The organism is Streptomyces sp. NPDC006393, assembly GCF_040628575.1.
Lineage (GTDB): Bacteria > Actinomycetota > Actinomycetes > Streptomycetales > Streptomycetaceae > Streptomyces.
Map to the genome: position 1 here is coordinate 1 of NZ_JBEXZD010000054.1, position 19074 is coordinate 19074.

A 19074-nucleotide genomic window follows, 5' to 3' on the forward strand; every position below is an offset into this window, starting at 1 on the left:
CTGCGCCGCAACGTCAACCTCAAGATCCTCCTGTTCAACAACCGGATCTACGGCCTCACCAAGGGCCAGTACTCCCCCACCTCCGAACTCGGCAAGATCACCAAATCGACGCCGATGGGCTCCCTGGACGCCCCCTTCAACCCGGTGTCACTGGCCATCGGCGCCGAGGCCTCCTTCGTCGCCCGCACGATCGACTCCGACCGCAAACACCTGACCGAGGTACTGCGCCAGGCGGCCGCCCACCCCGGCACGGCCCTGATCGAGATCTACCAGAACTGCAACATCTTCAACGACGGCGCCTTCGACGCCCTCAAGGACCGGCAGCAGGCCGAGGAGGCCCTCATCCGCCTGGAACACGGGCAGCCGATCCGCTTCGGCACCGACGGCTCCCGGGGCGTGATGCGGGACGCGGCCACCGGCGACCTGAACGTGGTCACCGTGACACCCGAGAACGAGGCCGACATCCTCGTCCACGACGCCCACTCCGCCTCCCCCACCACTGCGTTCGCCCTCTCCCGCCTCGCCGACCCCGACACCCTCCACCACACACCGATCGGGGTGTTCCGGTCCGTGGACCGGCCGGTCTACGACACCCTGATGACCGACCAGCTCGACACCGCGATCGAACAGCGCGGCAAGGGCGACCTGGCCGCCCTCCTGGCCGGCGGCGACACCTGGACCGTCGTCGGCTGAGTCCGGACCCCGGCGGCCGTTCACCCCGTGCACCAGCGGAGACGGCCGCGTTCGAGCCCGCTGCGAGGACCGCTCGGGCGTTTCCCGAGGCCACTCGTGTTTCCTCCAGGAACGGCCACTGAATGGCAGTGGTCCCAAAGGAGGTTTCGCATGGCTCTGCGCGACGTTTTCCAGTCCCTGAACGAGACCGACGCTGTTGCCTCGCCGGCCGAGTCCCGCCTCGCGGGCGAGGGCCTCGTCGACCCGGAGAAGGCCGCCGTCCTCAACAACAACGAGGAGGCCGCGGACGCCCCCATGACGGTCCTCAGCCAGATCAACGAGGCCTGACGGCATCAGCAGACGGCCGCCCGGGAGCCGGTCGTGCTCCCGGGCGCCACGGACTGGAAAGGTTGGCACCCGCATGACCGCAGCCACCCCACTGCCTGCCGCCCTGACCGACAGGCTCCTCGGGGACGCCGCGTGGGGCGTCTCGCACCGCGTCGAGAAGCAGGCCGTCGACCCCTCCGGGCTGCTCACGTCGGACGACATACGGCGGCTGCTCGACAGCAGTCTCCTCAAGTGGCCCTACTTCACCCTGCTCAAGCACGGTGAGGTGCCCACCGTGTCCTCGTACACGACGCAGCGGGACGTGATCGGGCACAAGGTCGCCGGATTCGCCGACCCCCAGGCCGTGGGCCGCCACATGGCGGGCGGGGCCTCGCTCAAGCTCAACCAGGTGGGGGACTGGCACCGGCCCACCCGCGACATCGCGCGGCAGCTCCAGGACATCCTGCCCGTGGCGGCCAACTCCTACGTCTTCTGGACGCCCGAGGAGTCACGCGGCATGCTGCCCCACCGGGACGCCGCCCATGTGCTCGCCATCCAGCTCGAAGGCCGCAAGGAGTGGCACCTGTACGCCGAGCCCGACCAGATCGGCGCCTCGGCGGGCCTGGACGTCGACGCCGACCGCCCCACCCATGTCTTCACCCTCGAACCGGGCGACGTGCTGTACCTGCCGCACGGCTGGCCGCACGACGCGGTCGCCCGCGACGGGGACTCCCTCCACCTGACGTTCACGCTCACCGAACCGACCCCGGAGGACCTGATCGACGCGCTCCTGCGGCGGTTCCTGGACGACGAGCACAACCTCGTGCACCACTTCCACACCCGCCCGCTCACGGTGCGCACCAGCGAGGTCCGCTCGGCCCTGACCGAGCGGGCGCGGACCCTGGACGGCGCCCACTGGGCGCGCACGGCCCTCGAGACGATGCGGGAGGCGATCGGCTGATGACCACCACGACCACCGAGATCCGCGAGACCGTCCCGGCGGCGGGGCACGACGGGCACGACGGGGTGCCCACCCGGCTGGAGCACCTGGTCGGCGACACCGAGGCCTTCTTCCGCGACCACTGGGCCAACCAGCCCGTCCTGCTGCGCGCGCACAGCGACCTCACCCGGCTCATCACCGAGCAGGAGATGTGGGACGAGGTCGAGTGCGGCCTGCTGTCCCGGCCGTACTTCACCGTCTTCAACGAGGGCGTGCGCACCGCCATCAGCGACATGACCCGCAAACGCCGGGTCGTCGGCCACGAACTGCCCGGCTACATCCGGCCCGAGCGGATCCGCGAGGACTTCGCGGCCGGCGCCACCTTCAAGTTCAACCAGGCCGAGCACTGGCATCCGCGCATCCGCACCCTGGTCAAGGGCCTGGAGCCGCACTTCAGCGGCGGGCTGGAGTCGTTCGTCTTCCTCAGCCCGCCCGGCAAGACCGCGATGCAGGCCCACTACGACGGCGCGCACGTCTTCATCCTCCAGGTCGCCGGCGTCAAGGACTGGGTGGTGGGCCGCATCGACGAGACCTCCACCGGCGACTCCACCCTGCACCAGGGCGAGATCCCCGAGGAGCGCCGCGTCGAGCTGACCCTGCGCCCCGGCGACGTGCTGTACATGCCGCACAGCACCCCGCACTACGCCACCGCCCGCGAGGGCAACTCCATCCACATCGCCATCACCATCGAGGAGCCCACCGCGGAGAACCTCGCCGAGGTGTTCCTCGCCGGCTTCCTCGGCGACCCCGCCTTCCGGGCCCTGCACGACAGCCACCACCGGCACTCCCTGGACCAGCGCATCGAACTGCTGCGCGAGGCCCTGCTCGCCCATCTCGCCGGCGCCGACGAGAGCGCCGTGACCCGGGCAGCCGTCACCCTCCGCAGGGAGCACCGGTGACGGGGCTGCGGGTTTCCCGCCGCGCCCCCTGGATGAGCGGCGGGGGCCCCGCAGCCGTCACCGAGGGAACGCTGCGCACCACCGGCCTGGAGGACACCTGGGCCCGGCTCGCCCCGCAGCTTCCCGACCGCGGCATCACCCGGGTCGCCGACCTCACCGGCCTCGACATCCTCGACGTTCCGGTGTGGACGGCCATCCGGCCGGCCGCCGCCACCCTGGTCGCCAGCGCGGGCAAGGGCATCTCGCACACCGCCGCCCGAATCTCGGCCGTCATGGAGTCCGTCGAGGTCGCCGTCGCCGAGCAGGCCCGGCCCGCCGTCACCGCCCGCGGCACCGCCCGCGCGCTGGCCCCGGGCTATCAGGTCGACGAGCTGTCCCTGCACCCCGTCTCGCTGGTCGACGACCGCACCGTCCTCGACTGGACCGGCGGCTGGGACCTGGCCGGCGGCGTGCCCGCCCTCGTCCCGGCGGCCGCGGTCGGACTGCGCGGCTGGGCCGCCGACCGCTGGCAGCCGGCCACCTTCGTCACCACCACCAACGGCCTGGCCTCCGGCAACGACCACGTCGAGGCCGCGCTGCACGGGCTGCTGGAGGCCGTCGAGCGGGACGCCCTGGCCCGGCTGCGCGAGGGCGACGCGGTGGCCACCGACCTGGACACCGTGGGGGACAGGCTCGGCGCGGTGGTCGCCCGGATCCGCGCCGCCGGCGCCGACGTCGCCCTGGAACGCATCCCGTCCGTGCCGGGCACCTGGGCGTACACCTGCTGGCTCACCCAACCCGAGATGTGGCAGATCTTCGCCGGGTCCGGCTGCCACACCGACCCCGCGATCGCCGTCGAACGGGCCCTGCTGGAAGCCGTGCAGAGCCGGGGCTCCACCATCAGCGGCGGACGCGACGACATCCCCGAGTGGACCTTCCGCCGTCTGGGAGCCCCCGCGGACCGGCCCCGGCCCACGCCGCGGCGCACCGAGCCGCTGCCCCGCGCCCTGCGGCCGGCCGTGTCCCTCGGCGAGGTGCTGGACGGCCTCGTCACCGCCGTGCACCGCACCACCGGCCGGCCCGTGATCGCCGTCGACCTCACCCCCGGCGCACAGCCGTGGCCCGCCGTCGTCCAGGTCTTCGCGCCGGGGCTCGGGCTCGCGCTCCAGCATCCCCGCCCGCAGTCCCTCGCCAGCAGGAGCTTCGCGTGACCCCCCGCCGCATCGCCTTCGTCGGCCCGACCCTGCCGGAACCGCTGCGGCCGGCGGGCCCCTTCGAGTACCGGCCGCCCGTCCGGCACGGCGACCTCTTCGACCTGTGCCTGCGCCCGGGTGACCAGGTCCTGATCGTGGACGGCGTCTACCAGCACTTCGCGCCCGTCCGGCACAAGGAGATCCTCGCCCAGCTCGCCCGCGGCGTGCACGTCGCCGGCACCGCCAGCCTGGGCGCCCTGCGCGCCGCCGAACTCGCCGGCTTCGGCATGCAGGGACTCGGCCATGTGTACGCCGAGGCCCGCGCCGGCCGGCTGGTCGCCGACGCCGACGTCGCCGTCCTGCACGCCGACGACAGCGCCGGTGCCCGCCGGCTGACCGAGGCGATGGTGTCCGTCCGGCACGCACTGGCCGAACTGCTCCGGGCACGGCGGCTGGACACGGGCCAGGCGGCCCGCCTCGAACGGGCCGCCGCCCGGCTGCACTTCACCGAACGCTCCGTAGCGGGCCTGCGGCGTGCCGCCGGCCCCGACCGCGACGCCATGCAACTGCTCCTGGACCACCTGGACCGGCACGGAGACATCAAGGCCCGCGACGCCCGCCACGCCCTGGACACCCTGGCCTCCCGTCCCGTTCCGCCGCCGCCCTCCGGCCCCGGCACCGCCGCCGCCTGGCCCAGCTCCTACGGCAGGGAATGGGACTTCGAGCACCGGCCGCTCAAGCCGGGTTCCGCCGTCAGCGCCCGGCTCGCCCTGGCCTGCCTTCAGCTGTTCGCCGCGGACTTCCCCGAACGGCACCGCGCCTACACCCTGCGCCTGGCCGCCGCCACCACCGGCCGCACCGGCTCCGCCGGCCAGATCCTCGGCGCGGCCGGGTTCGCCCCGGCTCCCCGCCCCGACGCCCAGCTGGCCCGGGCCACCGAGGCCACCGCCGGATGGAGCGCCGACGAACGGCTGCTCGCCCGTACCTTCCGCCTCCCCCCGGGCCGGCTCGTCTACCAGGAGCTGCCCGCCGAAGCGGTCACCGGCACCACCCTGGACGAACTGGAGAAACGGTGCCTGACGCTGCTGCTGCCGCCCTCCGCGCCGAGTGCCACGACGGCGGCCCGGCACGCCCTGCTGCGGCAGCTGTGGCAGGCCCGATCGGACCACGAGTACCGGCTGTGCGCCCTGGAGCGCGGCTTCCGTGACACCGCCGAGGCCGCCCGGCTGGCCGGCGCCTTCGACCTCGCCCTGATCGCGCGGCTCCTGCACGCGCCGGCGGCGGCCCGATGAACCCGACCGCGCCGGCCGCCGGCCCGCTCACCCGGAGCATGCCCCTGGCCGAGGCGCTGTGCGCCGAACCGCGCCCCACCGAGGTGGCCGCCCACGGCGACGACGGACTGCTGCTGCGCGTCGACGTCCCCACCCGGCACGGCGCCGAACACCCGCACCTGGTCCACTACCGGCGCAGCCCCGACGGCACCTGGGAACCCACCTGGACGGTGCCCTGGGGCACCCAGGCACTGCCGGTGCCGGGTGGATACGTGTGCGTGCGCCGCGCCGAGGGCCGCACTCTGGTGGGACTGCGCCCCGCCGACGGCGGCCCCGAACAGGTCCTGCTGACCACCCAGGGACGGGTCGGCGCCCTCGCCCCCCGGCCGGGCGGCGGCTGGATCGCGGTGACCACCAGTACCTTCGGCGGCCCGGGAGAGCACCCCGACGGCCTGCTGGCGGGCTCCGACGCGGTGTGGGCCGAGGGCTCCGACATGACCCTCAGCCACGCCAAGCAGCCGCAGGGCGCGTGGCAGGTCCACCTGGTGCCGCTGGACGGCACCGCCCCGCGCCGGCTCGCCCCCGACGTCCCCGCGGACCTCGTCCTCACCGGCGAGGCGGCCTGGACCAGCCGGGCCGCACTGCTCCTCGGGGTCTTCCGCCACCACCGCCACGGAGTGCGCAACTTCGGGCTGCTGTCCCTCGCCGCCGACGGCGACGGCGCGACCCGGGAGCTGTTCTCCGACGTCGTCGACCTGTGCTACCCCGTGCAGGGCCCCGACGGCCGGGTCGCCTACCTCGGCACCACACTCCGCCGGGACAACGAGCCCATCGGCCAGTACGCCTGCCTGGTCGGCGAGGAACTGCGCCCGCCCGTCCTGCTGGCCGCCGAGGACGGCCTGTGGCAGCGCCCGGTGGGCTGGGACGGGCCGCGCCGGCTGGTGTGCACCGCCGAGTCCGGGCCGCGCCGCGGCCTGTACGTCCACGACCTGGACGACGCCTCCTGGCGGCCGGTGCCGCTGCGGGCGTCGGTGATGAACGCCCGTATCCACGCGGGCCGGGCCGCGGTCCTGACCTCTGCCCCCGACACGCCGCCCGTTCTGGAGGTGACCGGGCTGCACACCGGCACCGCCGAGCACGTGGTGTCCGCCGAGGCGCCGCCGCTGCCGGGCCGGCTCCAGTACCGGCCGCAGCGGATCCCCGGCACGGACGGCGAGGTCGCCAGCTGGGTGTGCCTGCCCGAACACGGCCCGGCCCGGGGCACCGTCGTCCTCTACCACGGCGGCCCGTTCAAGAGCTGGAGCGAATGGTCCTGGCGGTGGAACCCGTGGCCGTTCGTCGCCTGCGGCCTCGCCGTCATCCTGGTCGAACCGCCGATGAGCCTCGGCTACCCGGACGCCGTCCGCACCGGCTGGCGCCAGTGGCGGGGCGGCACCGCCGCCAGCGCCGCCGCCCAGGTCGAGGCGGTCCGCGCCGCCCAGGGCCTGCTGGACTCCCCCCTCGCCCTGATGGGCGGCAGCTTCGGCGGCTACCTCGCCCTGACCACGGCCGAGTCCCTCAACCCCGACCTGGTCGTCGCGCACGCCGCCCCCCTGGACCTCACCCAGGTCGCCGAGGGCAGCGACGTGGGCTGGCAGTGGATCCGCGAGTTCGGGGACCCCACCGAGTGGCGCCCGCTCTACCAGCTCAACAGCCTCTTCCCGCGCACCGTACGGCCCGGCACCCGGGTGCTGCTCTCGCACGGGCTGCACGACGGCCTCGTACCGCCCACGGAGACCCTGCGCACCCATCGCGCGCTCGCCCGCCAGGGCGTCCGCAGCGAGGTGGCGTTCTTCCGCTCCGAGGCACACCCCCTCAGCCGGCCGGGGAACATCCGCGCCTGGTACCACTGGGTCCTGTCGGCCGTCGCCGACGAGCTCGCCCCGGCGGCCGGCGACACCGTCCCGCAGGCGGTGGCACCATGACGGACCGGCACGTGGTCACCAGGTCCGCCGTCGCCCACGGCCTCACCGGCCTCGGCGTCCGCCCCGGCGCCACCGTCATCGTCCACACGTCGCTCAGCTCCTTCGGCTACGTCGTCGGCGGCGCCCACGGTGTCCTGCTCGGCCTGCGCGACGCCGTCGGCCCCCGGGGCACGCTCGTCATGCCCGCCTTCACCCCCCAGCTGTGCCATCCGCGCACCTGGCGCGCGCCCGACCTCGCCCGCGCCGCCGCCGACCCGGACACCGCGGCCCAGATGCCCCCCTTCGACCCGCGGCGCACCCCCGTCGCCCGCACCATGGGCGTGCTGCCCGAACTGCTCAGAACCCAGCCCGGCACCCTCCGCTCCGGCCATCCGCACGTCTCCTTCGCCGCCCAGGGCCCCCTGGCCGAGCGCATCGTGCGCGACCACCCCGCACCCTGGCGGCTCTCCGCCCACGGACCGCTCGGCCGGCTGTGGGACCTCGACGCCACCGTGCTGCTGCTCGGCGCCCCCTGGGGGAAGTGCACCGCCCTGCACCTCGCCGAGTACGCCACCGCCTACCCGGGCCGGCGCGCCGGACTGTGGGCGGTGCCCGAACCGGACGGGCACGGCCGCACCCGCTGGCTGGAGGTGCCCGAACTCCTCGTGTGGGAGGGCGACTTCGACGCCCTCGGCGCCGCCTACGAGGCCGCGGGCGCCCCGCTGGCCGGCGCGCGCGTCGGCGGCGCGCTCTGCCGGGCCGTACCGCTGCGCGCGCTGGTCCGCTTCGCCTGCCGCTGGCTGGCCGACCACCGCGACCTGCGCCGGGGAGTGCCCCCGCCCGGCTGGCGCGAGGTGGTGGATGCTGGGTCCCCGCTGCCCGCCGGACGACTCGGCGCGGCGCTTTCCGATCCGGCCGCCCAGGAAGTGAGCACATGACCAGCGAGGTGTCCCTGCGCCCCGTCACCCCCGGTGACCTCGACCTCTTCGAGCGGGAGTTCGCCACCGAGGACGGCACGGGCCCCTTCCAGTGGTTCGGGTTCACCCCCACCCACCGGCTGCGCGCCCGCCACGCGGAGGACGGGCTGCTGGGCCCCGACGGCGGCATGCTCACCGTCACCGCGGCGGGTGCCGCCGTGGGCCGCGTCGAGTGGTTCGCCTCCGCCTGGGGACGCCCCGGCACCTCCTCCTGCTGGACCATGGCGGTCGGGCTGTTCCCCGCCGCCCGCGGCCGCGGCACCGGCACCGCCGCCCAGCGCCACCTGGTGCGCTACCTCTTCGCCCATACCCGGGCCGAACGTGTCCAGGCCTTCACCGACCACGCCAACCTCGCCGAGCAGCGGGCCCTGGAGAAGGCCGGTTTCACCCGCGAGGGCACCCTGCGCTCCGCCCAGTGGCGGGCCGGCCGCTGGCACGACCAGGTCCTGTACTCGGTGCTGCGCGCCGACACACCCCTGTGGAACGAGGAGCCCCGATGACCCCGCAGCCGACCGCCCTGTGCCTCGACAACGGCCTGCGCGTCCTGGTGCAACCGCTGCCGGGCTGCCAGGTCGTCGCCACCTGCGTCCACGTCGGCACCGGATTCCGCAACGAGCCGGTCGCGGGCGCCGCCCACCTGCTGGAGCACGTCCTGGCCCAGGGCGCCTCCAGCAGCAGGCCGCTCACCGACGCCGTGGCCGCCACCGGCGGCACCACCAACGCACGCACCGCGGCCGACTACACCCAGTACACCGCCATCCTCCCGGCGGGCGCGCTGGAGCTGGGACTGCGCATCGAACACGACCGGCTCACCGACCCCGACCTCGGCGCCGGCCACGTCGCGGCGCAGATCGCCGTCGTCCAGGCCGAGATACGCCGCAACATGCTGCAACGCCCGCACGGCGGGCTGGTCCTGTTCGACCTGCCCGGCCTGCTGCACGACACCTGGGAGAACCGGCACAACGGATACGGCGACATCGAGGCCCTGGAAGACCTCGGCCCCGCCGCGCTGCGGCGCTTCTTCGAGGAGTCCTACGCACCCGGCAACGTGCACCTCGCGCTCGTCGGCGACCTCGACCCCGACCAGGCCCGCGACCTGGTGGAGCAGCACCTGTCCCCGGTGCCCCCGCGCGCCGGCCGGCCCCGCCCCCACGTCCGGGAGGCCCCGCTCACCGACCACCGCCGGGCCGTGCGCCCCGAGCGGATCGCCCGCACCGCGCGCACCGCGCTCGGCTTCCGCACCCCGGACCCGGCCACCGAACCCGGCGCCCACCTCGCCACCGTGCTGCTCGGCGAACTGCTGGAGACACTGGGCACCGACTGCGCCTGCCACCCGGGCACCCGGCGCACCTGGGGCGCGTTCCGGGCCCGCGCCCACCGCACCGGCAACCCCTTCGACGTCGCCCACGACGCGCTGTTCGCCGTGGACTTCCCCCACCCCGTGGACACCGAGCCCGACGAGGCCGAACACTGCCTGCGCTCCGTCCTTCGCACCGTCGCCGACGGCACCGTGGGGCTCACCGAGCCCCTGGCCCGTATCCGCAGACAGCTCGCCCTGGCGCTCCACGCCGAGCTGGACTCCGTGGCGAGCCAGGCGTCCTGGCTGTGCGTCGGAGCCGCCGTCCACGGCGACCCGCTCCACCTGGCCACCCTGCCGGGCGCCCTGCACCGGCTCGCCGACACCGAGGTCGCCGCCGCCGCGGCCCGCTACGCGGCGGCCCCCGCCGCCCGCCTCACCAGCCTTCCGGCCCCGACGACGTCCTCCGCGACCGCGGCCGGCCCCGCCCGGAGAGGAGCCGCATCATGACCGCCCCCGCCGCACCCCTGCCCGCGCCGGCGCCACCCGCTGCCGCCCCCGGCTTCACCGCCCCCCCGCATCGCGAACACGTCAGCGGTCGCGGTACGGCCGTCGCCGTGCGGCGGCCCGGGACCGGTGAACTGACCGAGGCCAGGCTGCTGTTCCCGCTGGCGCCGGCGCCCGGCCCGCACCAGGCCCGGGTCGAGGTGACCGCCGAGGCACTGCGCGACGCCCTCACCGAGGCCGCCGCGGACCTCGCGACCGTACGGGTGGAGGCGCGCAGCGACCGGGCCGTCATCGCCGTACGCACCTTCGCCGGCGACTTCGCCGCCACCTGCGCCCGGATCCGCGACTGCCTCGACGCCGGCCGGCCGCACGAGGCCCGCCGGGTGCGCGAGGCCGCCGAGCGGGTCGCCCGACGGCTGGCCGCCGCCGAACCGGCGCCCGCGCTCCTCGCCCGCACCGGCTTCCTCGCCGCCGTCTACGGCCCTCACCCCTACGGCCGGGCGGCGACCGCCGCCCAGACCGCCGGCGTCGACGGCCCGGACACCGCGGCTCTGCTGCACAGCGCGGGACCCGCCCGTCGCCGTAGCGTCACCGTCGGCCCGAACCCGGTCGACGAGCTCCTGGCCCAGGCGGCCGGACTGCTGCCCGCGGCGAGCGGTGTGCCGTCGGAGGCGACCGGGCTGCCCTCGGGCGACGCACCACCACCCCCGGCACCCGCACCCGCCCCGCGCCCCCGCACCACGGTGCTCCACCCGGCCACCCCGCAGACGCTGCTCCGGCTGGGCGGCCTGGTACCCGGCCGGGGCCACGACGACTACCCGGCGCTCCAGCTGGCCGTGCTCATGCTCGGCGGCTACTACGCCAGCCGCCTCACCCGCGTCCTGCGCGAACGTGAGGGCCTTGCCTACGCGCCGCGCGCCGTCCTGGACCCGCTGGGCCATGACGCCGTGCTGACCGTGGAGGCCGACGTACGGCACGACGGCGCGGCCCGCGCCCTCACCCTGATCGCCCAGGAGGCGGAGCGTCTGGCGGCCGGCGCCTTCACCGCGGGGGAACTGCGCAACGCCCAGAACTACGCCGTCGGTTCCATGGCGATGGCCTGCTCCTCCCGGTCCGGGCTGGCCTCGACGTACGCCGCGGTGCTGGCGAGCGGCCTGCCGGCGAGCTGGCCGGCCGGCTACGAGGAGCGGCTGCGCGCCCTGACCGCGGCCGACGTGGCCCGCGCCGCCGCGGCCCACCTGGCCCCGCCCGGCCTGACCGGAGTGGTGGTCGCCCCCGCCTGGAGCCCCGGCCTGCCGTCGCCGGCGGCCGGCGGCACCTGAGCGTACCGAGCGACGAGCCGACAGCCGGCCGGTCGGGCCGGGCCGGCCGGGACGGGCCGGCCGGGACGGCCCCGCACCGACCCGGACCGACGACGAGGGGACCCACCGTTGTGAAAACGTTCATTCAGCGCACGTTCTCGTCACTGCGCGGACCGGCCAGGACGCTCGGTGCGCTGCACTGCGTCGACAGCGTCGGCAACGGCCTGTTCATGGCCGGCTCCGCGGTCTACTTCGTCACCGTGGCCGGCCTGCCCGCCACCGTCGTGGGCCTCGGCCTCTCCCTCGCCGGCCTCAGCGGCTTCGCCGCCAGTCTCGTCTTCGGCCGGCTGGCCGACAGGACGGGCGCCCGGCGGCTGCTCGCCGTCCTGCTGTTCCTCCTGGCCGGTGCCTACGCCCTCTACCCGGCCGTCCACTCACCCGCCGCCTACTTCCCGGTGGTCGTCGTGACCGGCGCCCTGGAATACGGCTGCGGACCCGCCTTCGGCGCCCTGATCGCCGAACTCGTCCCGGACGGCGAACGCGTCACCGCGCGGGCCGCGCTGCGCTCCCTGTTCAACGCCGGCTTCTCGGTCGGCGCGCTGGCGGCGGCGGCCCTGATCTCCCTCGGCGAGGACGCCCTCCGGCTGCTCCCGCTCGGCAACGGCCTGACCTTCCTGGTGGCGGCCGCGCTGGTGCTGAAGCTGCCCGCGACCGACGTACGGGCCGCCGCCGACGGCGCCAGACCCTTCCGTGTCCTGCGCGACCTGCCCTTCCTCGGGGTCATCGGCGCCTCCAGCCTGCTCGCCCTGCACAGCGCGGTCCTCCTCGCCGGGATACCGCTGTGGATCGTCAGGAACACCCATCTGCCGCACGGCATCGTCCCGTTGATCCTCGCGGTCAACACGGTCCTGGTGGTCCTCTTCCAGGTGGCGGCGGCCCGCGGCTCGGAGAACCTGGACGGCGCCGTCGGCGCGGCCCGCAGGGCGGGACTGGTGAGCATGCTGGCCTGCGCCGCCCTGGCGGCGGGAGGCCTCACCGGATCCTGGGGCACCGGTGCGATCGCGCTCGCCGCGGTCCTGCTGTTCACCCTCGCCGAACTGTGGCAGTCGGCCAGCGGCTTCGGCCTCGGCTTCGGCCTGGCCCCCGAGCAGGCACGCGGCGAGTACCTCGGCGCCTTCCACCTGCACGTGGTCGTCCAGGCCACCCTCGGCCCCGCCCTGGTCTCCTTCCTGGTCGTCGGCCATGACTCCGTGGGCTGGCTGGCCCTGGCCGCGCTCTTCCTGACCGGCACGGCGGCGATCGGCCCGTCGGTCGCCCGGGCCCGCCGCAACCTGCCGGCGGAGCGCCCCGAGCCCGCACCCCGGCCCCGGACGGCCGCCTGACCGGCCGTCGTGGCCCCGGGGCATCCACCGTCGTCGGGAGGGCCGAGGGATATTCGAAAGAGGCTCGAGCCGAGCGCCGGACACTGTCCGCACCGAGTCCGGACTCCTCGAAGTGCCCGGGGTCCGCCCGGCGTCCCTCACCACCGTGAGGAGACGGACGGAGGCGGAGGCTGAGATCATGACCGTCGAGCTGGTGGGCACCGCCGAACGCACGCTCCGGGGGCGGCCGTTCGCTGCCCTGTACGCGCAGGCTCAGCAGTTCTACGCGCACCAGGTGCAGATCCTGGACGCGCACGACATCGAGCGCTGGGCGGGCACCTTCACCGAGGACGCCGTCCTCGAACTGCCTTTCCTGCCCCGCCCGGTGGGCGCCCGCGCCGGGCTCGCCCGTTACGTGCGCGCCGGCGCGGCCCGGCAGCGGCGGGCCGGCGGCCGCCTCGACCACTGGGTCGGCATGCTCGACGTACAGCCCCAGGCGGACGGGTCGCTGCACACCCGCTGCTCCGCCCTGGTGTACGCCACGCCGAGCGGAGGCGGCTCCAGGGTCCTGTACGTGTGCGTCATGGAGGACGTCCTGGTCCGCACCGGCGGCGGGTGGCGCATCGCGCACCGCCGGGTGACCCGCGACGACCTGGCCTGAGCACCGCGCGGTCCGGAGCGGACGGTGGTGCCGGCGGCGCAGGCGACCGGCCGTCGTGATGCGGTGGAGCACGGCTGGAGGACCGCTCGAGGCCCGCCGGTGCGGGCGGCTTCGGCGGCCGGGACGCGGCTATCGTCCAAAGTCCGCACCCCGGTTCGGGCCGGTCATCGGACCGGCCGCCGCAGTGTCCCTCGATGGAGTCGCCATGCCGAAGGCGGAAGAGTCCACGCTGCGCCTGATCGTGTTCCACCACTCCGGTGGTTCGCATCTGGCCTACCGCGACTGGCCGTCCTGCTTCCCGGCCGGCTGGGACGTGCAGATCCCCGACGCCCCGGGCCGCGGCCCGCGCGACAGGCGCCCCGCGCTGACCCACGTGGGCGCCCTGCTCGACCACTTCCTGCACGAGCTGGACAGCCGGCTGACGGGCCGCTACGCGTTCTTCGGGCACAGCATGGGCGGGCTCGTGGCCTACGAACTGACCCGCCGCCTCCTCGACGCGGGCCGCACGCCGCCGGTGTGGATCGGCGTGTCCGCGCGCGGCACGCTGCACCCCGACGGGGACGCCGTGCGCCGGCACCTGCTGTCCGACGCGGAACTGCGCCAGGAGCTGGCGGCGATGGGCGGTACGCCCTCCTCGGTCCTGGACCACGAGGAGCTGTGGGAGCTGTTCGCGCCGACCATCCGCGCCGATCTGCGCATGAGCGAGACCTGGCGCACCAGGCCCCTCACCGCGCCGCTGCCGGTCCCCCTCTCGGTGTTCGGCGGCACCCGGGACCAGGTGGCGCCACCGCACCGCCTGGACGGCTGGGCGGCCGCCTCCGAGCACTTCCTGGGCCGGCACCTGTTCGACGGCGGCCACTTCTACTTCCAGGACCGGCTCGCGGAGGTCGCCCGGCGGATCCAGGACGACGTGCGCCGCGCCCTGCTGCTGGCCCGGGCGCCGTCCACGGTGGCCCGATGACCGCCGTCCTCGACCTGCCCGCTCCGGCCCCGGTGCGCGGCGGGGCGACCGAGTTCCGGCTGCTGGGACCGGTGGTCGTGTACGACGGGACGACCGGGACGGGCATCGTGCCCTCCGGCCCAAAGCAGCGGGCCCTGCTCGCCGCCCTGGTCATCCACGCGGGCGAGCGGCTGTCCGTGGACCGCCTGGTGGAAGAGCTGTGGGGCGACCGGCCCCCTTCCCACGCGGTGAACGCCCTCCACGCCCACGTCGCCCGGCTGCGCCGGCTGCTGCCCGCCCCGGGCCACGAGTGGATCAGCACCCTGCCCACCGGGTACCTGCTGAGGCTCGGCCGCGCCTCGACCGACGTGGACCGCTTCACCCGCCTGTCCGCGCAGGGCCGGGCGGCGGTCCCCGAGGACCCCTGTCACGCGACGCGGCTCCTGGGCCACGCCCTGGCGTTGTGGCAGGGCCCGGCCTTGCAGGACAGCCGCCACGGCCCCCTGTGCACGGCCGAGGCCGAACGCCTGGAGGAGCAGCGCCTCACCACCCTGGAAGCCCTGTACGAGGCAAGCCTGAACTGCGGCAGGCACGCCGAGATCATCTGCGACCTGGAGCGGCTCACCGCCGAGCATCCGCTGCGCGAGCGCTTCCACGACCTGCTGATGGTCGCCCTGTACCGGAGCGGCCGGCAGGCGGAGGCCCTCGGCGTCTACGAACGCGCGCGCCGCCAGCTGGTCGCCGCGCTCGGCATCGAACCGGGCCCGGTGCTGCGGGCCCGCCTGGAGGCGATCCTCCACCACTGTCCGGGGCTGACGGCATCGCGTCCCCGCCATCCGGACCTGGTGGCGGAGGCGGCGCGTCTCCAGGCCCGGATCGAGCAACTGGTCAGGGACCACAAGGACCTGCTCCGCAGGATCCAGGAGGAGCACCGGGCCGGTGGCGCCACGGCCGGGTGGGCCGGCTGACCGGGGACGGTGCCCGCCGCGGCCCGGGGCTCAGGGCAGGGCGGTGAACGCGGCGAAGACGTCGTCGAGTTCGTGTGTGTGCACGGTGAGCGACTCGGCCGTGACGGCCGCCGCGTCGAGGACCGCGAGCACCGCCCGCAGGGTCTCGACGCCGGCGTCACCGGGAATCTGGAGGGTGAGCGCCGCGGGGTCGCTCCACGCGTCGCCGAAGCCCGGGCCCGATGCGGCGCCGAAGGCGGCACCGGCCCGCTCCAGTGCGATCTCGTCGGCGAACCGCAGACGGATGAGGCCGTCGGGCGGATCGGTGTGGGCCGCCTGCCGGAGATCGGGGTCGCCGGACGCGGGGTCACCGCATCCGGGGGCGTCGGCCGGTCCGTCCGGCTGGTGCTCCTCGTACGGCGGCAGCAGGGTCAGGCCGGACAGGGCCGGGGGCACCGTACGGTCGTCGTCGTGCCACGCGCCGGCCTCGGCGAGGGCGCCCAGGAGTACGAGCCTGGCCTCGGGCGGCAGGGAGGCGGCGAGACGGCGGGCGAGTCCGCGGGCCTCGTCCGCGTCCGTCCCGGCCGCGACGAGCAGCTCGTGAACGAGGGCCGACGGCTGCGGCCCGTGGGGCCGTACCGGGCCGATGGCTTGCCGTTGCTGTCGCTGTGGCCTCTTCTCCTTCACGGCAGGATCTCCTCCTCCTCGTCCGGGTCCGGCACGATCACCGTGCCGGCGCCGTCGTCGGTGAACATCTCGAGGAGGAGCGAGTGCGGGATCCGTCCGTCGATCACCCGGACCGCGCCCACACCGCCCCGCACGGCGTGCAGGCAGCCGGTCATCTTGGGCACCATGCCGTCGCTCAGCTCCGGCAGGAGTTTCTCCAGCTCCCCGGCCGTGAGCCGCGGGATGACCTCGTCGCTGTGCGGCCAGCCCGCGTACAGCCCGGCGACGTCCGTCAGCATGACGAGCGCCTCGGCGCGCAGCGCGGTCGCGAGCGCCGCCGCCACGGTGTCGGCGTTGACGTTGTAGACCAGACCGTCCTCGGCGCTCCGCGCGAGCGGCGAGACGACCGGGATCCGGCCGCCCGCCAGCAGGCTGTCCACGGCGCCGGTGTCCACGCCGGTGATGTCGCCGACCCTGCCGACGTCCACCGGTTCCCCGTCGATCCACGGCACGTGCCGCACCGCGGTGAGGGTGTCCGCGTCCTCGCCGGTCATGCCGACGGCGAGCGGGCTGTAGCGGTTGATCAGCCCGACCAGCTCGCGCTGCACCTGGCCGGCGAGGACCATGCGCACCACGTCCATGGCGGGCGGCGAGGTGACTCTCAGCCCGGCCTTGAACTCACGCTTCAGGCCGCGCCGGGCGAGTTCGGCGTCGATCTGGGGGCCTCCTCCGTGCACCACCACGGGCCGCAGCCCGGCACAGCGCAGGAAGACGACGTCGCGGGCGAAGGCCGCCGTGAGGTCCTCGTCGACCATGGCGTGTCCGCCCAGCTTGATGACGACCGTCCGGCCCTGGTGGCGGGCCAGCCACGGCACGGCGTCGCCGACGGACCGGGCCTTGGCCAGGGCCGGGTGCGCGCTGACGGTCATGAGTACCTCGCATGCCGGGTGACGAGGCCGCCGGCCGGGCAGTTGGCGCTCATAGGCACGACTCCTTCTGTGCGGGACCCCGGCCACGGGCCGGGCCCCGATGACCAATGGGCATGCGCTTGAGTACGGCACGAGAAAACTTGGCTGTGCTGAGGGCTTCTGGGAAGGTGAACACCTGTCGGCCCGAGCAGTCGGTCGGCCGCAATCATCGCCCGCGAACGCGGACCGACGGAACATCGTTTCCCGTCGAATCGCTTGGAATTGCGGCTGCTTCTTCTGTTCAGTCTCCCGCTGTCGAGTCGCGTTCTGTCAACAGGACAGTGGAATGACTGACTCGGCGCTCGCATGTCAATCGCGGACGGCTTGAACACGAGTGGATTCCGGCGGAACGCACTCAGGCGGCCGAGGCCGCTTCCTCCACCGGGCAGGTGCGTTCCAGTTCGCGCTCGGCGCGCCGCAGCACGATCGAATCGGCGATCTCGCCGCTGCGCACGGCGATGTTCGACAGCAGGGACGACGACAGCCCGTGACTGTGCTCGGTGCCGCCCTGGAGGTAGACGCCGCAGGTCAGTCCCGATGCGGGGACGAGGCGGTAGTCGCGTTCCACCCGGTGCCTGCCCGTCGCGTCGCGCAGGAAGTGCTGGTCGAAGTCGCCGAGCAGGCGGGCCGGGTCCAGGCCGTCGTAGCCGGTGGCGAACACCAGCGCGTCGACGGAGAGTTCCTCCGTCCGGTCGTCGCGCAGCGAGCGCAGGACCACCTGGGTCCCGCTCCCGGCGCGTCTGACCTCGGCGACCCGGGTGAGGTTGCGGAAGTGCAGCCGCCGGCTGCCGCGGACCTGCTCGTCGTACGAGCGCCTGTACAGGTCCCGGATGACGTCGGCGTCGACCACCGAGTAGTTGGTGTTGCGGTGGTAGCGCCAGAACGCGTCCCGTGCCCGCTCTGTGCCGAAGTAGTACTCGTCGACCGCCCCGGGGTCGAACACCTGGTTGGCGAAGGGGGTGTCGTCGGCGATCGAGTAGCCGTAGGACGGGACGATCGCGGAGACCTGGGCGTGCGGCAGCGAGTCATGGAGGAACCGGGTGATCTCGGCCGCGCTCTGGCCCGCGCCGACCACCGCCACGCTCCTGAGCTCGTCCGGGGGCTGTGCGTGGAACCTGCTCAGGAACTCGGAGCTGTGCCACACCCGTTCGTCGGACGTCACGCCCTCCGGCAGCCGCGGGACCAGGCCCGTCGAGATGGCCACGTTGCGTGCCAGGACCACGCTGGTGGTGCCGTCGCTGCCGCGCGCCTCGATCTCCAGCAGGTCGGACGCCGGGGACCCGGCCTCGACGACGGGACGGATCGAGGTGACCTCGGCGCCGTAGGTGACCCGGTCGCGCAGGCCGGCCGCCGCCCACTCGAGGTACTGGTGGAACTCCTGCCGGGTCGGGAAGAAGTCCTGGTTGTTCACGAACTGCACCAGCCGGTTCGAGGCGTGCAGATACGAGAGGAAGCCGAACCGGGACGTCGGGTTCCTGAAGGTCGCCAGGTCCTTGAGGAACGAGATCTGCATGGTCGTCGACGGCAGCAGCATGTTCCGGTGCCAGCCGAACGTGGGCTGCCGCTCGAAGAAGTGGGACCTGACCGGATGCTGCTCGGTGCTCGCCCCGTGTTCCTCCAGGGCGATCGCGAGCGACAGGTTGGACGGGCCGAACCCGATGCCGACCAGGTCGTAGATCTCGTGGCTGCTCCTGCCCGCTGTGTCCATGAAATTGCTCCCGATTGCGTCTGGAAACTCGACCGGCGGCCGGAGGGACCGCTGTGCCTCCCGCCGTGCCCCACCCCCTGGAGCGGGCGTGGGGACGACGGCGCCTTCCGGCTTGGCAAATTCTTGCCACGATGTTGGCAAGTCGATCCTGAGAACTCGTCTCGGGACGCTGGAGCGGTGGCGGAGTCGCTGGTGAGAGAGGTGGATCCGACGCCCGACGACGGGGATTCCTTGCCTGGGGCCCCTCGTCCAGGGCCGTTTCGGGGGCCGAGGGGGGACGGCCGCGGTGCGGCGCCGGACGGCGGTGCCCGTCGCCGGGGAGCCGGTGCCGGCGTCGGTGAATGCGCTGTTTTCGGGGAGAATTTCTCGGCGAAAACGGGAGACGGCATGAAGGACGTTTTCGGCCTTCATGCCGGTGCTCGAAATATGAAAAGCCTTGTCCTGCCGACGGGACGGA

General features: G+C 74.4%; 18 protein-coding genes. 15 read left to right on the forward strand and 3 right to left on the reverse strand.

Going from position 1 to position 19074, the window contains the following annotated elements; all coding sequences use genetic code 11:
* The 15 genes from ABZ484_RS22105 to ABZ484_RS22175 form a co-directional block, all read left to right on the forward strand.
* Window positions 1-693 (forward strand): thiamine pyrophosphate-dependent enzyme (locus tag ABZ484_RS22105; protein WP_358867616.1); only part of this gene is annotated, 693 nt, incomplete at its 5' end.
* A 150-nt stretch (window positions 694-843) separates the two neighbouring features.
* Complete coding sequence (locus tag ABZ484_RS22110) at window positions 844-1020, forward strand: hypothetical protein (protein WP_358867617.1); 177 nt, start codon at window positions 844-846, stop codon at window positions 1018-1020.
* A gap of 73 nt (window positions 1021-1093) precedes the next feature.
* Window positions 1094-1960, forward strand: coding sequence for a cupin domain-containing protein (locus ABZ484_RS22115; RefSeq protein WP_358867618.1), 867 nt, complete (start codon window positions 1094-1096; stop codon window positions 1958-1960).
* Window positions 1960-2898: a cupin domain-containing protein gene (locus tag ABZ484_RS22120; protein ID WP_358867619.1), complete on the forward strand. Its 939-nt coding sequence runs from the start codon at window positions 1960-1962 to the stop codon at window positions 2896-2898. The genes ABZ484_RS22115 and ABZ484_RS22120 overlap by 1 nt, the downstream gene beginning before the upstream one ends.
* Window positions 2895-4088 carry a YcaO-like family protein gene (locus tag ABZ484_RS22125; protein WP_358867620.1) on the forward strand — a complete coding sequence of 398 codons (1194 nt, stop codon included), beginning with the start codon at window positions 2895-2897 and terminating at the stop codon, window positions 4086-4088. Before ABZ484_RS22120 ends, ABZ484_RS22125 begins: the two co-directional genes overlap by 4 nt.
* Window positions 4085-5362: a TfuA-like protein gene (locus ABZ484_RS22130; protein WP_358867621.1), complete on the forward strand. Its 1278-nt coding sequence runs from the start codon at window positions 4085-4087 to the stop codon at window positions 5360-5362. The genes ABZ484_RS22125 and ABZ484_RS22130 overlap by 4 nt, the downstream gene beginning before the upstream one ends.
* Window positions 5359-7305, forward strand: a complete 1947-nt coding sequence (locus tag ABZ484_RS22135) for a prolyl oligopeptidase family serine peptidase (RefSeq protein ID WP_358867622.1) — start codon at window positions 5359-5361, stop codon at window positions 7303-7305. Before ABZ484_RS22130 ends, ABZ484_RS22135 begins: the two co-directional genes overlap by 4 nt.
* A complete protein-coding gene (locus ABZ484_RS22140; RefSeq protein WP_358867623.1) occupies window positions 7302-8222 on the forward strand; it encodes an AAC(3) family N-acetyltransferase in 921 nt (306 codons plus the stop codon). The genes ABZ484_RS22135 and ABZ484_RS22140 overlap by 4 nt, the downstream gene beginning before the upstream one ends.
* Window positions 8219-8761 carry a GNAT family protein gene (locus ABZ484_RS22145; RefSeq protein WP_358867624.1) on the forward strand — a complete coding sequence of 181 codons (543 nt, stop codon included), beginning with the start codon at window positions 8219-8221 and terminating at the stop codon, window positions 8759-8761. The genes ABZ484_RS22140 and ABZ484_RS22145 overlap by 4 nt, the downstream gene beginning before the upstream one ends.
* Complete coding sequence (locus ABZ484_RS22150) at window positions 8758-10068, forward strand: insulinase family protein (protein ID WP_358867625.1); 1311 nt, start codon at window positions 8758-8760, stop codon at window positions 10066-10068. Before ABZ484_RS22145 ends, ABZ484_RS22150 begins: the two co-directional genes overlap by 4 nt.
* The gene (locus ABZ484_RS22155) at window positions 10065-11387 is read left to right on the forward strand and encodes an insulinase family protein (protein ID WP_358867626.1); all 1323 of its coding nucleotides are present in this window, start codon (window positions 10065-10067) and stop codon (window positions 11385-11387) included. The genes ABZ484_RS22150 and ABZ484_RS22155 overlap by 4 nt, the downstream gene beginning before the upstream one ends.
* Before the next feature lie 110 nt (window positions 11388-11497).
* The gene (locus ABZ484_RS22160) at window positions 11498-12748 is read left to right on the forward strand and encodes an MFS transporter (protein WP_358867627.1); all 1251 of its coding nucleotides are present in this window, start codon (window positions 11498-11500) and stop codon (window positions 12746-12748) included.
* A gap of 178 nt (window positions 12749-12926) precedes the next feature.
* Window positions 12927-13388: a nuclear transport factor 2 family protein gene (locus tag ABZ484_RS22165; protein WP_358867628.1), complete on the forward strand. Its 462-nt coding sequence runs from the start codon at window positions 12927-12929 to the stop codon at window positions 13386-13388.
* 205 nt (window positions 13389-13593) lie between these two features.
* The gene (locus tag ABZ484_RS22170) at window positions 13594-14349 is read left to right on the forward strand and encodes an alpha/beta fold hydrolase (RefSeq protein ID WP_358867629.1); all 756 of its coding nucleotides are present in this window, start codon (window positions 13594-13596) and stop codon (window positions 14347-14349) included.
* Window positions 14346-15296 (forward strand): AfsR/SARP family transcriptional regulator, encoded by a 951-nt coding sequence (locus tag ABZ484_RS22175; protein WP_358867630.1) that lies wholly within the window; start codon window positions 14346-14348, stop codon window positions 15294-15296. Before ABZ484_RS22170 ends, ABZ484_RS22175 begins: the two co-directional genes overlap by 4 nt.
* A 30-nt stretch (window positions 15297-15326) precedes the next feature.
* Here the strand turns inward: ABZ484_RS22175 and ABZ484_RS22180 are convergent, their stop codons facing one another.
* From ABZ484_RS22180 to ABZ484_RS22190, 3 genes are all read right to left on the reverse strand, one after another.
* Window positions 15327-15962 (reverse strand): hypothetical protein, encoded by a 636-nt coding sequence (locus ABZ484_RS22180; RefSeq protein ID WP_358867631.1) that lies wholly within the window; start codon window positions 15960-15962, stop codon window positions 15327-15329.
* Window positions 15959-16870, reverse strand: a complete 912-nt coding sequence (gene argB / locus ABZ484_RS22185; protein WP_358867632.1) for an acetylglutamate kinase — start codon at window positions 16868-16870, stop codon at window positions 15959-15961. Before argB ends, ABZ484_RS22180 begins: the two co-directional genes overlap by 4 nt.
* A 394-nt stretch (window positions 16871-17264) precedes the next feature.
* Window positions 17265-18617, reverse strand: coding sequence for a lysine N(6)-hydroxylase/L-ornithine N(5)-oxygenase family protein (locus ABZ484_RS22190; protein WP_358867633.1), 1353 nt, complete (start codon window positions 18615-18617; stop codon window positions 17265-17267).
* Window positions 18618-19074 lie beyond the last annotated feature (457 nt).

What these genes read in the sequence shown, in the direction of transcription:
- argB (WP_358867632.1), bottom strand. Translation starts at nt 16,870, where the DNA reads ATGACCGTCAGCGCGCACCCGGCCCTGGCCAAGGCCCGGTCCGTCGGC.
- ABZ484_RS22165 (WP_358867628.1), top strand. Translation starts at nt 12,927, where the DNA reads ATGACCGTCGAGCTGGTGGGCACCGCCGAACGCACGCTCCGGGGGCGG.
- ABZ484_RS22110 (WP_358867617.1), top strand. Translation starts at nt 844, where the DNA reads ATGGCTCTGCGCGACGTTTTCCAGTCCCTGAACGAGACCGACGCTGTT.
- ABZ484_RS22155 (WP_358867626.1), top strand. Translation starts at nt 10,065, where the DNA reads ATGACCGCCCCCGCCGCACCCCTGCCCGCGCCGGCGCCACCCGCTGCC.
- ABZ484_RS22150 (WP_358867625.1), top strand. Translation starts at nt 8,758, where the DNA reads ATGACCCCGCAGCCGACCGCCCTGTGCCTCGACAACGGCCTGCGCGTC.
- ABZ484_RS22145 (WP_358867624.1), top strand. Translation starts at nt 8,219, where the DNA reads ATGACCAGCGAGGTGTCCCTGCGCCCCGTCACCCCCGGTGACCTCGAC.
- ABZ484_RS22175 (WP_358867630.1), top strand. Translation starts at nt 14,346, where the DNA reads ATGACCGCCGTCCTCGACCTGCCCGCTCCGGCCCCGGTGCGCGGCGGG.
- ABZ484_RS22115 (WP_358867618.1), top strand. Translation starts at nt 1,094, where the DNA reads ATGACCGCAGCCACCCCACTGCCTGCCGCCCTGACCGACAGGCTCCTC.
- ABZ484_RS22190 (WP_358867633.1), bottom strand. Translation starts at nt 18,617, where the DNA reads ATGGACACAGCGGGCAGGAGCAGCCACGAGATCTACGACCTGGTCGGC.
- ABZ484_RS22140 (WP_358867623.1), top strand. Translation starts at nt 7,302, where the DNA reads ATGACGGACCGGCACGTGGTCACCAGGTCCGCCGTCGCCCACGGCCTC.
- ABZ484_RS22170 (WP_358867629.1), top strand. Translation starts at nt 13,594, where the DNA reads ATGCCGAAGGCGGAAGAGTCCACGCTGCGCCTGATCGTGTTCCACCAC.
- ABZ484_RS22120 (WP_358867619.1), top strand. Translation starts at nt 1,960, where the DNA reads ATGACCACCACGACCACCGAGATCCGCGAGACCGTCCCGGCGGCGGGG.
- ABZ484_RS22135 (WP_358867622.1), top strand. Translation starts at nt 5,359, where the DNA reads ATGAACCCGACCGCGCCGGCCGCCGGCCCGCTCACCCGGAGCATGCCC.